Consider the following 12540-nt stretch of genomic DNA (forward strand, 5'->3'; position numbering starts at 1 on the left):
AGGGCTCTAAGATATGTTTATAAGAGACAGCGCTACGCACGGCGACTGGCGTACGGGGAACCAACTCCGGGGGAGTCGTGCGCGCACGACCGCATACAGGGCCGCTCGCCTGGGCCTCGCGGGGACGAGATCTGACATCGACCCCGGAGGAGCCGCCATGAGCGCGAGCCGCCACCCCGCCCTTCTTGCGACCGACCCCGAGCTGGCGTCCTTCGTCGCCGCCGAGGAAACCCTGCAGGCCGAGACCCTGCGCCTGATCCCCAGCGAGAACTACGTGTCCGCCGCCGTGCTCGAAGCCTCCGGCACGGTGCTGCAGAACAAGTACAGCGAGGGCTACCCGGGCCGCCGCTACTACGAGGGCCAGCAGAACATCGACCGCGTCGAGGCGCTGGCCGTCGAGCGGGCGAAGGGCCTGTTCGGGGTGGACCACGCCAACGTCCAGCCGTACTCCGGCTCGCCGGCGAACCTCGCGGTGTACCTGGCGTTCGCGAAGCCCGGCGACACGGTCATGGGCATGGCCCTGCCGATGGGCGGGCACCTGACGCACGGCTGGGGGGTCTCGGCGACGGGCTCCTGGTTCCGCGGCGTCCAGTACGGGGTGACGGCCGGGACGGGCCGCATCGACTACGACGCGGTGCGGGAGCTGGCGCTGGCCGAGCGCCCGAAGATCATCTTCTGTGGCGGCACGGCCCTGCCGCGGACGATCGACTTCGAGGCGTTCGCGTCGATCGCGCAGGAGGCCGGCTCGGTCCTGGTCGCGGACGTGGCCCACATCGCCGGCCTGATCGCGGGCGGGGCCCACCCGTCGCCCGTCGGGCACGTCGACGTCGTGTCCACGACCACCCACAAGACCCTGCGGGGGCCGCGCGGCGCGATGCTGATGTGCCGCGAGGAGCACGCCAAGGCCATCGACAAGGCGGTGTTCCCGGGCCTCCAGGGCGGACCGCACAACCAGACGACGGCGGGCATCGCGGTGGCCCTGCACGAGGCGGCGCAGCCGGCGTTCACCGCGTACGCGCACGCGGTCGTCGCCAACGCGAAGGCGCTGGCCGCGGCGCTGCTGGAGCGCGGCTTCGACCTCGTGTCGGGCGGTACGGACAACCACCTGATCCTGATGGACCTCACCTCCCGCGGGGTCGCGGGCAAGGTGGCGGCGAAGGCGCTGGACCGGGCGGGGATCGTCGTGAACTACAACACGGTGCCCTTCGACCCCCGCAAGCCGTTCGACCCGTCCGGCATCCGGATCGGCACGCCGTCGCTGACCTCGCGGGGGCTGGGGGCCGGGCACATGCCGGTGGTGGCGGACTGGATCTCCCGGGCGGTGGACGCGGCCGCGAAGGAGGACGAGCAGGCCCTGGCCGCGATCCGCGCCGAGGTGGCCGAGCTGATGGCGGCCTTCCCGGCCCCGGGCCTCCCCCTGGCCTGATCCGCCGCCTGATCCGCCGCCCGGGCCGGGCCCCGGCGGCGGATCCGCGGATGCGTGGCGGGCGGGCGGAGACGGGCGGCGCACCTGAGAGAATGAAGACATGGCTTCTGATCGTCCTCGCGCGCTCTCCGGTATCCAGCCCACCTCCGGTTCGTTCCACCTCGGGAACTACCTCGGAGCGATCCGCCAGTACGTCGCCCTGCAGGAGACGCACGACGCCTTCTACATGGTGGTCGACCTGCACGCGATCACCATGCCGCAGGATCCGAAGGACCTGCGCGCGAACACCCGGCTCTCCGCCGCCCAGCTGCTGGCCGCCGGGCTCGACCCCGAGCGCTGCACGCTGTTCATCCAGAGCCACGTCCCCGAGCACGCGCAGCTCGCCTGGGTCATGAACTGCATCACCGGCTTCGGCGAGGCCAGCCGCATGACCCAGTTCAAGGACAAGTCCGCCAAGGGCGGCGTGAACAGCGCCAGCGTCGGCCTGTTCACGTACCCGATCCTCCAGGTCGCGGACATCCTGCTCTACCAGGCGAACGCCGTCCCCGTCGGCGAGGACCAGCGCCAGCACATCGAGCTGACCCGCGACCTGGCCGAGCGCTTCAACCAGCGCTACGGCCAGACCTTCACGCTGCCCGCCGCGCACATCGTCAAGGAGGTCGCGAAGATCTACGACCTCCAGGACCCGTCGATCAAGATGTCGAAGTCCGCGTCGTCCCCCAAGGGCCTGATCAACCTCCTCGACGAGCCCAAGGCCACCGAGAAGAAGATCAAGAGCGCCGTCACGGACACCGAGGCCGAGATCCGCTTCGACACCGAGAACAAGCCCGGCGTCAGCAACCTGCTCACGATCTACTCCACCCTCACGGGCGAGTCGATCCCGGCCCTGGAGGCCTCGTACGAGGGCAAGGGCTACGGCGCGCTGAAGACGGACCTGGCGGCCGTGATGGTCGACTTCGTCACACCCTTCAAGCAGCGCACCCAGGAGTACCTGGACGACCCGGAGACGCTGGATTCCATCCTGGCCAAGGGCGCGGAGAAGGCCCGCGCGGTCGCCGCCGAGACCCTGGCGCAGGCGTACGACCGCCTCGGTCTGGTCCCCGCGAAGCACTGACCGCAGGAGGCCCTGGCAATCCGGGGGGTGCTGGCCCCACACTGGGTCGGCAGGCCCATACGCACCAGACGACGGAGGAGACATACGTGGGGACCGTAACGCTCGGCGTTTCGATCGCGGTCCCGGAGCCGTACGGCAGCCGGCTCCAGGAGCTGCGCGCCGGCTTCGGGGACGCCGCCGCGCACGGGATCCCCACGCATGTCACCCTCGTCCCGCCCACCGAGGTCGAGGCGGACCGGCTGCCGGCGGTCCGGGCCCACCTCGCGCAGGTCGCGGCCGCCTTCGGACCCTTCGGGATGCGGCTGGAGGGCACCGGCACGTTCCGCCCGCTCTCGCCCGTCGTCTTCGTCCAGGTCGTCGAGGGCGGTACGGGGTGCAGCCGGCTCCAGGCCCTGGTCCGCGACCCGGACGGGCCGCTCGACCGGGAGCTGGCGTTCCCGTACCACCCGCACGTCACGGTCGCCCACGGGATCTCCGAGGGGGCGATGGACCTGGCGTTCGCCACCCTCGCCGACTACGCGGCGCAGTGGACCTGCACCGGCTTCGCGCTCTACGAGCAGGGCTCGGACGGGGTCTGGCGCAAACTGTGCGAGTACCCCTTCGGCAGCGGCCCGGCCACCGGGGTCCCGGCACAGCCGGGCTCACCGGTCGACACGGCGGCGGAGGCCGCGGGCGCGGCGGGTACCGCGGGCCGCACCTCCTGACGAAGGGGCCTGAGGGTCTGGCGGGCGTGGAACCGGAGCGTGCGCAGGACCAGGGTCCGGAACGGCCGCCCCCGGCCCGTCGGACGGGCTTCGCGAAAAGTCACAATCGACGACCGTAGTCCCCGAAACCGACAATCCCGGCTATTTACATCGGCTCATTTACGGTGATCCCATGGACTGGCTGAAGAAACTCCCGGTGATCGGCCCGCTGGCGGTGCGGGTGATGCGGACGCACGCCTGGCACGCGTACGAGCGCCTCGACCGGGTCCACTGGAGCCGCCTCGCCGCCGCGATCACCTTCATCAGTTTCATCGCGCTCTTCCCCCTGATCACCGTGGCCGCCGCCATCGGCGCAACGCTCCTCAGCCAGGAGCAGCTGAACCGGCTGCAGAAGAACCTCGCCGAGCAGGTCCCCGGGATCTCCGGGCAGCTCGACATCAACGGCCTCGTCGCCAACGCGGGCACGATCGGGCTCGTCGCCGGCCTGCTGCTGCTCATCACCGGCATCGGGTGGATCGCCTCGATGCGGGACTGCCTGCGCGCGGTGTGGGACAAGGACGACGAGGACCTGGGGAACCCCGTCGTCCGCAAGGGCAAGGACGCGCTCGTGCTCGTCGGCCTCGGCGGCGTGGGCCTGGCCTCGGCCGCCGCCTCGACCCTCGGCTCCAGCGCGGTCGGCAAGTTCGGCGGCTGGCTGGGCGTGCCGCAGAGCGGCGCGGGCGGGGTGCTCCTGCGCGTCGGAGCCTTCCTCGTCGGCGTCGTCGCGGCCTTCCTGATCCTGCTGTACGTGCTGACCCTGCTGCCCGGCGTCGAACCGCCGCGCCGCAGCCTGATCCAGGCCGCCCTCCTCGGCGCGGCCGGCTTCGAACTGCTGAAGCTGCTGCTCAGCGGCTATATGCGCGGGGTCGCCGCGAAGAGCATGTACGGGGCCTTCGGGGTGCCGGTCGCCCTGCTGATCTGGATCAACCTGATGGCGAAGCTGCTGCTGTACTGCTCCGCCTGGACGGCGACCTCCGCCCGGGGCGGCGAACGGCCCGCCGAGCCCGCCGAGCCCGCCCACCCCACCGAGCCCGCGGAGCCGAAGGCCTAGGCCGGGCGGCCCCCCGCGCGGCGGCCGCCCTGGGGGCGGACGGGCTGCCCCCGGCTTCGCCGGACTACTGGGAGCTGATGACGGCCACGGCCAACATCGGTACGGCCGCGCCGCTGCTGGCCGGTCTCCACGCGTCCGCGGCCCTCGCCCGGGAGGTGCACCGGCCGGACGACGCGGCGCACTGGGCCGATGCCGCCCGGCGGCTGTCGTCCGCGATATCCGGGAAGTTCGCGCCCCTGGGATATCAGCGCACCGTCGACGGACGGCACGGCCGCGACAGCGCCGCGGCCTTCATGGCGCCGCCGTTCAACACGGCGCCGGCCGACCTGCCGCGCGCCCTCGACACCACGTACGAGGCCCTGCTCCTGCCCAACGGGGGCCTCACCCCCGGAAACGACGCGACGGCGCCCTGGGGCGGGAACGCCTGGACGCCCAGTACCTCGTTCTTCGCCCTCGCGTGGGCCTCCACGGGGGAGACCGCGAAGGCCGGGAGGGTGCTGGACTGGGTCCTGTCGAAGCGGAACCCGCTCGGTGAGCTGCCCGAGAAGGTCGACGGGGCGGGAAGGCCCTCCTCCGTCGCGCCGTTGGCGTGGACGGGGTCGATCGTCGTCCTGACGCTGGTGGCACTCGACGGCCAGGGGCTCCCCACGCCGCCCACGCCACCCTCGGGGCGGTAGACGGGCACTTCACACGGGCCCGGTCCCGTCACCGGGCGGCGGTGCGGTGCGCAGGCCCTCCAGCGCGGCGAGCAGGCGCCGGTACGCCAGTTGCTCCGCCAGCACGGCCCTCCGCAGCGGGAGGTGGTGCGGGTCATGCCGGTCCCGGGCCTCCCGCGCGGCGGCGACGCGCAGCTCCCTGGCTCCTTCGACGTCGTGCAGCGCGGCCACGTACCCGGCGTCGAGCAGCCGGTGGTCGAGCACCTCGGCGAAGGCCCGCTCCGCGAGGACGCCGAGCCGGTCGAGTGCGGCCGCGCAGCTCGCGGGGGCCGCCTCGGCGCAGCCCTCGTCCAGGCCGCGGGACAGGGAGGCCAGGGTCGCGCCGAGCTCCGGGTAGCCCCAGGCGGGTGCTGTGTCGTTCCGGCACCCGGTGGCGAGGGCGCCGAGGGCCGCGACGGCGGCCACCGCGCGGAGCGTTCCCGCTGCCCCGCGCCCGCGCCCGCGTCCGCGCGCGGCGGGGGCAGGGGTGGAAGGAGCGGTCATGGGAACCCCGATCGCCCGTGGGTCAGAGTCCGGCCGCCCCGCCGGGCGGGGTGACCGGCCCGCGTCCGCGTGCGGCGGCCGTGGCCGCCATCCTCACCCGCCCGGGTCCGCCCTGCCACCCGGCTCCGGTCCCGGTGCCGCGACCGGAAGGGTCCGGCAGGTCACGGCGGTCCCGGCGCCCGGCACGGCACCGGACGGCGCGGGCTCCACCGGCACCGTCCGAGGGAGACGGCCTAGCGGGCGCGCGCGGCCTGGGTGAGGGTCGTGGGGGGGGCCGCCCGCGGCGACGGGGGGGGCGGCCCGGGGCGGGCGCGGGCGGGCCGGCCCCCCCCCCCGGGGGGGGGTCGGGGGGGGCGGTCCCCCGGGGGTGCACCGCGGCCGGATCCTCGGCGGAAACCTCGTCCAGGGTCCGGCCCGCCCAGTCCCCCGTGTCCGGGCCGCGCAGGCCCTCGTGGCCCGGGCACGGGTCGCCGTGGCCGAAGCGTGCCCGGCGGGAAACGTCGTCGAACGGACGTCTCACGAACTGAACTCGTACCACGGCGCTCTTCATAAGGGGAGCGTAAACGCGGTACGGTCTCGGACGACAACCTAAAAAAGACGACGGTATGACGGAAGTACCGGTGAAAATCCGGCACGGTCGCGCCACTGTGAATCCTCCCGGAGGGGGAGGAAAGTCAGACCCGCCATGTCGTCGCGAGCACCACTGACCGGGACGCGTGTTCCCTCTGGAGGTTCTGCCATGGCTCACTCCGCCGTGCCCACGACGGCCCCTGCCGTCGCCCCGATTTCGCTCTCCGCGCTCGCCCCCTGGGCCCTGTTCGTCGGCGTCCTCATGCTCGTCCTGCTCTACCTCGTCGGCGCCGAGCAGGGTGCCACCGCGATCTTCCAGGGCGACACCGTCCACGAGTGGATGCACGACGGTCGCCACCTCCTCGGCTTCCCCTGCCACTGATCTCCGGCACCGCAAGGGAAGAACCGAACCATGAACCCCATTTCACCCCGCGTCCTGTTGGTCCGGGGCATGCTGGCAGGCCTGTTCGCAGGCCTGGCGGCCTTCCTCGTCGCCTACGTCCTCGGTGAGTCCAAGGTCGACGCGGCCATCGCCATCGAGGAAGCGGGCCACGCCGCCCACGACCACGGCGAGGAGGCGGCCCCGGTCAGCCGGGCCCTCCAGGCCACGGCCGGCCTCGGCACCGGAACGCTCCTGTACGGGATCGCGCTCGGCGGCATCGCCGCGCTCGTCTTCTGCTACGCCCTGGGCCGCATCGGCCGCTTCAGCCCGCGGGTCACGGCCCTGCTGGTCTCGGGCGGCCTGTTCGTCTCCGTCAACCTGGTGCCGTTCCTCAAGTACCCCTCCAACCCGCCGGCCGTCGGGGACCCCGACACCGTCGTCCGGAGGACCACCCTCTTCGTCCTGATGATCGCGCTGAGCGTGCTGCTGTCCTCGGCCGCGCTGATCCTGGGCCGGCGCCTGGCGCCCAAGCTCGGGAACTGGAACGCGTCGATCATCGCCACGGTCGCCTTCCTCGTGGTGGTCGGCATCGCCTACGCCACCCTGCCCGGCATCAACGAGGTCCCGGCGGACTTCCCGGCCGCCCTCATCTGGCAGTTCCGCCTCGCGACGCTGGGCATCCAGATCGCGATGTGGACGACTTTCGGCCTGGCCTTCGGTTTTCTTGCCGAACGGTCTCTTGCCCCCGCCGCCCTGCCCAAGGAGGCTGTACAGCCCGCGAGCTGACGATGAGGGGGCCGGTGGGCCATGCAGACGGCGATCTGGGAATGGCGCGGCCGGCCGGGCGCCGTCCCGCTGGGGCTCAACACCGTACTGCTGCTCCTGGCCCCTTTCACCGCGGTCACGCTCCTGGCCCAGGTCGGCCTCATCACGGCCCTGGCCGCCCTCGGCGGTCTGGCCCGCCACCTCTGGTTCGGTGACTACGGTCACCCGGCCGTCCACCTCGCCGCCGCCCTCATGGGGGCGGCGGCGGTCGTGTTCGTGATCCTCTGATCGCCCGTTCGGCTGTATCCCGGGCAATGCCTCGAACACGGTCCGTTCACCCGCCGCCAGCTGCGAAGACGTCCCGGCGGCGACGGCGACACGCCCGTGACGTGACGTCAGTCTCCGGCGTTGTCAGCGGTACTGACGGGCAGAGAAGGGTTCCACTGCTCTCAGGACACCCGGCCGCCGGAGCCGGGGGGATCGGACCAGGAGGGATTCCATGCCCCGCGCCAAGTGGGTGGCCGGCGTGCTGACCGTGGCTCTGCTGGGCACCGGCATAGTGATGCTGCGCAGTACGGAAGGCGCACGGCCCGCCGCGGCCACCGCCGCCGACGCCCTGCCCTCCCGGGCGCTGGGCCTGACCGGCCACCGGCGGCTCGTCGAGCAGCTGGAGCACGCCGGCCATCACGGCCCGGCCGCCGGCAAGGGCTCCCGGCCCGCGCGGGCCGCCTCCATCGCACCCCTGCGGGCGGTACGGCCGCTGCGGCTGCTCATCCCGAGCCTGGGGGTCGACCTGCCGCTGGACGGCGACGGGGAGGAGGCCGGCTGGGACCACGACGGCCCGGCGCCGGGCTCGGCCGGCACCGCCGTGGTCACCGCCGCCGACCTGCCCCTCACCCGGCTGCGACGGGGGCTGACCATCGAGATCGCACGGGCCGACCGGCGCACCGCCGTGTTCACCGTCGACCGGGTGTCGCCCACGGTCAGCGGTCGAGGGCAGCGGCCCGGGCGCGCCCAACTGCGTCTGCTCAGCGGTGAGACCACCGTCCTGGCACGGCTGACCGGCCAGCACCGCACCGGCCAGCACCGCACCGGCCGGCACCACACGGGCTGAATCCGGCGGGCCGGCCTGCTGTCAGCCGAGGGGGGTGTCTTCGTCCCCCGGTCGGGGGCATCTGCGGGCTGGTCGGGGAGCGGGCCGGCATGTCGGGGCAGACCCCTCGCATGAGCGGGACGCGGCACGCGCGCACGGCACTGGCCAGGGCCCTTACGGCCGCCTGTGTCCTGCTGCTGTGCCTGTTCGCGGCCGGCCCCGGCGTCACGGCGGCCGCCGCGGCCACCGCCGCCGTCGAGCGCACCGGCTCCGGGGCGCCGGGCGAGCCGGGTACCCCCGCCGAGAGGGAGTCCGATCCGGCCGCGGATCCGCAAGCCCGGGACGCCGTACGGCCGGTCGTGCGCGGGCTGCCGGGCGTACGGCAGCTGCCGCGCCCGGTGTTTCACGTGAAACACCCCGGTGGGGCGGTAGGCGCACAGGTGTGCGGGCCGGAACGGCCGATGCCGTCCGCGTGGACGGAGCGGAGTGTGGTCCTGCGCTGCTGAGGGTGCCGAGCAGCAGCGCGTCCCCCCACACACACCCGAACACCGTGAGGTTCCGGCATGCCCATCGACCCCTACGCAGCCCTGAACGCCATGCTCCGCGCCGAGGCAACCCGCCACACCCCCACCGCCCCGAAGCCGCCGGGCCGCCGGACCGACGGAGAGGACGCCCCCGCCGCCCCGGCGACCGCTCCGGCCACCGGCTCCGAGGCCCCGTCCGAGGGCTGAACCACCGGACGGCGCGCGGGGGGCGGGGGCCCCCCCCCCCCCGGGGGGGGGGGGGGGGGCGGGGGGGGGGGGCCCCCCCCCCCCCCGCCGCGCTCGCGGATCAGGGATCGCGCGTGTGGTAGCGGTAGAACGCCGCCAGCCCGATGCCGGCGCCGGTGATGAAGCCGACCCAGCACGAGCGGACGATCGAGTGGTCGGCCATGCTGTACAGGTAGCCCACCGCGATCCCGCCGAAGGCTCCGTACGCCGCGGCGTGCAACTCCTGCATCAGCCGCGGGCCGAAGCGGGCGAGGCTGAACATGATGCCGGCGAAGACGACGCCGCACAGGATCCCGTAGAAGACGTTGCCCGTGGTGACCCCGCCGGTGTCGCGCCTCATGAAGGCCGCCCAGACCCCGTAGACCAGTCCGAGGAGCAGTGCCCGCGTCAGCTGGCCCTTCATCGCGTGGTCCGTGCCGGTCGCCTGCCAGTGCCGCCTCGGGGCGACGGGTGCCGCATGTGCCATGACGGGGCTCCTCTCTCCCATCATCCAGGGCACACCCGCCGCACCCGACCGGCAAGTGGATCAGCGACGCGGCCGCCACCCGCCCGCAGCAGCACCGCTCGCGCCCGGCGGCGGCGCGGCTTTCCCTGGTGACGTGCGCACCTTCCTCTCGGCGGTACTCATCGTGCTCGTGGCCGTCCTCGTGCCCGCGAGCGCCGTCGCGTACTGGGCGGACCACGAGCTGGGCAACGCCGACCGGTACACCGCCGCCATGTCCCCCCTGGCCGAAGACCCGGCCGTGCAGGGCGTCGTCGTCAGCCAGGCGGGCCGCGCCCTCGCCGGGCAGATCGACGCCGGTCCCTTCCAGAGCGGCGTCGACGCGCTGCTCGGCGAGGCCCTGCACTCCTTCACCGGCACGCCCGCCTACCGCACCGCCTGGGACGCGGCCAACCGTGCCGCGCACGCCGCGTTCCTCGAGGCGCTCACCACCGGCGACGGGGACGCCGTCACCATCGACCTGGCACCGGTGATCGAACAGGTCAAGGGAGAGCTCGTCGCCGACGGCGTGCCGTTCGCCGACCGCATCCCGGTGACCCACGTATCGGTGAAGGTCATGGAGTACGACGACCTCGGTGCGCTCCGGAAGGGCTTCCGCATGCTCCAGATCGCCGGTGTCTGGCTTCCCCTGCTGACCGTGGTGCTGGCCGCGGCGGCGATCGCGGTCGCCGTGCGCCGGCGGCGCGCCGTGATCGCCACCGGGCTGGGGGTCGCCGTCGGCGCCGTACTCCTGTGGATCGCGGTGGCCGTCTGCCGCCGGCTCACCCTGGACGACCTGCCGGCCGACATCGACCGGGAGGCCGCCGCGGCGGTGTACGACGCCCTCACCGCGTTCCTGCGCACGACCGCATGGGTGGTCCTGGCGATCGGGCTCGCCGCCGCGCTGGCCGCCTGGCTGACGGGACGACTACGCCGCACCCCATAAGCTCGGAACGTACCGACCCGCGCAGAACGCCCCGGAAGAACCCGAGAAGAACCCAAGAAGAACTCAAGACCCCGGAACAGCGCAGAAGAACCGATTCACGAGCGGCCGCACGGAAGCTGAATGAGCAGCGAACGCACCGAACAGATACCCTCCGGGCGCCCCCGGCACCATGCGCTGGCTCCGCCCGCCTGGCTGCTCAAGGGACTGCGGCCGAGCCCCGCCCCGATCCCCTGGGCCGCCGCCGCGCGCGCCGGCATCGCCATGGCCACCCCGCTCGCCGTCGGCTTCGCCCTGAACGAGCCCGAGTACGGGGCCCTCGTCTCGATGGGCGCCCTGTCCGGGGTCATCGGCGACACCGCCGACGCCTACCGGATGCGGATCCTGAACATCGCCGTCCCCCAGCTCTTCGGCGCGGTCGGCGTCGCCCTGGGCACCCTGGTCTTCGGTCACGGCTGGCTGGCCGTCGGCGCCCTCACCCTGATCGCCCTCGTCTCCGGGATGATCTCCTCGATCGGCACCGTCGCGTCCGTGTCCGGACTGCTGCTGCTGCTCAACGCCGTGATCGGCGCCGGCCTGCCGCTGCCCCGTCCCTGGTGGACGGCCCCCCTGCTGCTCAGCGCGGGCGGGCTGTTCGTCCTCCTGCTGACGCTGCTGGGCTGGCCGCTGCGCGGCCGGCAGCCGGAACGCGTCGCCGTGGCCGACACCTACCGGTCGCTCGCCGACGCCCTCGAAGCCGCGGGCGGTCCGGACTACGACGAGCGCCGGCGGCAGGTCACCCACGCCCTGAACCACGCCTACGACCTGGTCCTGGGCCGCCGCGCCCGGGTGCACGGCCGCAGTCCCGCGCTCGTGCGGATGCTGGCCCAGCTGAACGTGGTGATCCCGCTGGTCGAGGCCGCACCCGCCATGCACCTGCGCGGCGCACCGCTGCCGCCCGAGATCCCGGCGGCCGTACGCGACCTGGCACAGGCCGTGGAACGGGGCCGCACCGACAAGCCCGCACTGGACCTCCCCGCGCCGCACACCCCCGCCGAACGGGCCCTCGACGCGGCCCTGCGGCATGCGGCGGCCATCGTGCACCTGCCCGATCCCGACCTGCACAACGTCGACGACCGGCTCGGCCGGCCCGCCGCACTGACGGTCCGGGCCCGGCGGGCCGTGCGCGACATGGTGCTGTCCCGCGCCTCCTGGCGGTACGGGCTGCGCCTCGCCCTGTGCATCGGGCTCGCCCAGTGCCTGGTCTCCCTGGTCCCGGTCGAGCGGTCCTACTGGGTCGCCCTGACCGTCACCTTCGTCCTCAAGCCCGACTTCGGCTCGGTGTTCTCCCGGGCCGTACTGCGCGCCCTGGGCACGGCGGCCGGGCTGGTGATGGCCGCCGCCGTGCTCTCCGAAGTACCGCGCGGCTGGTGGGACGTACCGGTGATGGTGGTCCTCGCCGCACTGATCCCCGCCTTCTCCGCCAAGGGGTACGCCTTCCAGACCGCCGCGATCACCCCGGTGATCCTGCTGCTGTCGGACCTCCTCAACCACCAGGGCTTCGACCTGATCCGCCCCCGGCTGCTGGACAGCCTGATCGGCTGCGCCATCACCCTGGTCTTCGGCTACCTGCTGTGGCCCGAGAGCTGGCGCACCCGGATCGGCGACCGGCTCGCCGACACCGTCGACGATGCCGCCCGGTACGTGGAACGGGCCTTCGGCGGCCACCCCGACACGGAGGCCGGGCAGCAGGCGGCGCGGACCGCCCGGCTCCAGGCCCGGCGGCGGATCTACCGGGACATGTCGGGGGTGCGCAACGAATTCCAGCGGGCGCTGACCGAACCGCCGCCGACGGGGGCGCGGGCCGCCGCCTGGTGGCCGCTGGTCGTCGCCGTCGAACGGATCGTGGACGCGACCACCGCCGCCCGGGTCCGGGTCAACCACGGGGCCGAACCGCCCCGCGCCGAGGAGGTGGCGACCGTCATCACCGGTCTGCGGGCCCTCGCCGAAGGGGTGCGCAACGC

15 protein-coding genes and 1 riboswitch are annotated in these 12540 nt (G+C 73.6%); of the genes, 13 read left to right on the top strand and 2 right to left on the bottom strand.

The annotated features are described in order from the left end of the window. The first annotated feature begins 31 nt into the window (after positions 1-31). Positions 32-122, top strand: a riboswitch (ZMP/ZTP riboswitch). Positions 123-157: 35 nt separating this feature from the next. The 5 genes from glyA to ACFXA3_RS18720 all read left to right on the top strand — a co-directional run bounded on the left by glyA (position 158) and on the right by ACFXA3_RS18720 (position 5011). Beyond that, entirely contained in the window at positions 158-1426 is a 1269-nt protein-coding gene (gene glyA / locus ACFXA3_RS18700) for a serine hydroxymethyltransferase (protein ID WP_385188046.1), read from the top strand. 100 nt (positions 1427-1526) lie between these two features. Further along, complete coding sequence (gene trpS / locus ACFXA3_RS18705; RefSeq protein ID WP_054223550.1) at positions 1527-2540, top strand: tryptophan--tRNA ligase; 1014 nt, start codon at positions 1527-1529, stop codon at positions 2538-2540. Between the two features lie 86 nt (positions 2541-2626). Then, the gene (locus ACFXA3_RS18710) at positions 2627-3244 is read left to right on the top strand and encodes a 2'-5' RNA ligase family protein (protein ID WP_385188048.1); all 618 of its coding nucleotides are present in this window, start codon (positions 2627-2629) and stop codon (positions 3242-3244) included. A 172-nt stretch (positions 3245-3416) separates the two neighbouring features. Next, positions 3417-4334: a YihY/virulence factor BrkB family protein gene (locus ACFXA3_RS18715; protein ID WP_385188050.1), complete on the top strand. Its 918-nt coding sequence runs from the start codon at positions 3417-3419 to the stop codon at positions 4332-4334. Between the two features lie 77 nt (positions 4335-4411). Beyond that, positions 4412-5011 carry a hypothetical protein gene (locus ACFXA3_RS18720; protein ID WP_385188052.1) on the top strand — a complete coding sequence of 200 codons (600 nt, stop codon included), beginning with the start codon at positions 4412-4414 and terminating at the stop codon, positions 5009-5011. Positions 5012-5020: 9 nt separating this feature from the next. Here the strand turns inward: ACFXA3_RS18720 and ACFXA3_RS18725 are convergent, their stop codons facing one another. Further along, on the bottom strand, positions 5021-5455 hold the full coding sequence (locus tag ACFXA3_RS18725) for a hypothetical protein (RefSeq protein WP_385188054.1): 435 nt from the start codon (positions 5453-5455) through the stop codon (positions 5021-5023). An 817-nt stretch (positions 5456-6272) separates the two neighbouring features. Between ACFXA3_RS18725 and ACFXA3_RS18730 the strand changes: the two genes are divergently transcribed. From ACFXA3_RS18730 to ACFXA3_RS18755, 6 genes are all read left to right on the top strand, one after another. Beyond that, positions 6273-6485, top strand: coding sequence for a CbtB-domain containing protein (locus ACFXA3_RS18730; RefSeq protein ID WP_327284483.1), 213 nt, complete (start codon positions 6273-6275; stop codon positions 6483-6485). Between the two features lie 30 nt (positions 6486-6515). Continuing rightward, the gene (locus ACFXA3_RS18735) at positions 6516-7271 is read left to right on the top strand and encodes a CbtA family protein (RefSeq protein ID WP_385188056.1); all 756 of its coding nucleotides are present in this window, start codon (positions 6516-6518) and stop codon (positions 7269-7271) included. A 21-nt stretch (positions 7272-7292) separates the two neighbouring features. Further along, positions 7293-7538: a hypothetical protein gene (locus ACFXA3_RS18740; protein ID WP_385188058.1), complete on the top strand. Its 246-nt coding sequence runs from the start codon at positions 7293-7295 to the stop codon at positions 7536-7538. Between the two features lie 211 nt (positions 7539-7749). Next, complete coding sequence (locus tag ACFXA3_RS18745; RefSeq protein ID WP_385188059.1) at positions 7750-8364, top strand: hypothetical protein; 615 nt, start codon at positions 7750-7752, stop codon at positions 8362-8364. A 110-nt stretch (positions 8365-8474) separates the two neighbouring features. Then, on the top strand, positions 8475-8849 hold the full coding sequence (locus ACFXA3_RS18750; RefSeq protein ID WP_385188061.1) for a hypothetical protein: 375 nt from the start codon (positions 8475-8477) through the stop codon (positions 8847-8849). A 57-nt stretch (positions 8850-8906) separates the two neighbouring features. Then, positions 8907-9074 (top strand): hypothetical protein, encoded by a 168-nt coding sequence (locus ACFXA3_RS18755; protein WP_385188063.1) that lies wholly within the window; start codon positions 8907-8909, stop codon positions 9072-9074. Between the two features lie 100 nt (positions 9075-9174). Here ACFXA3_RS18755 and ACFXA3_RS18760 read toward each other — a convergent pair whose 3' ends face one another. Then, entirely contained in the window at positions 9175-9579 is a 405-nt protein-coding gene (locus ACFXA3_RS18760) for a hypothetical protein (protein WP_385188065.1), read from the bottom strand. Positions 9580-9712: 133 nt separating this feature from the next. Between ACFXA3_RS18760 and ACFXA3_RS18765 the strand changes: the two genes are divergently transcribed. Beyond that, a complete protein-coding gene (locus tag ACFXA3_RS18765; RefSeq protein ID WP_385188067.1) occupies positions 9713-10540 on the top strand; it encodes a hypothetical protein in 828 nt (275 codons plus the stop codon). A gap of 120 nt (positions 10541-10660) precedes the next feature. Further along, positions 10661-12540 (top strand): FUSC family protein (locus tag ACFXA3_RS18770; RefSeq protein ID WP_385188069.1); only part of this gene is annotated, 1880 nt, incomplete at its 3' end.

The organism is Streptomyces sp. NPDC059456, assembly GCF_042750055.1.
Taxonomy (GTDB): Bacteria; Actinomycetota; Actinomycetes; order Streptomycetales; family Streptomycetaceae; genus Streptomyces.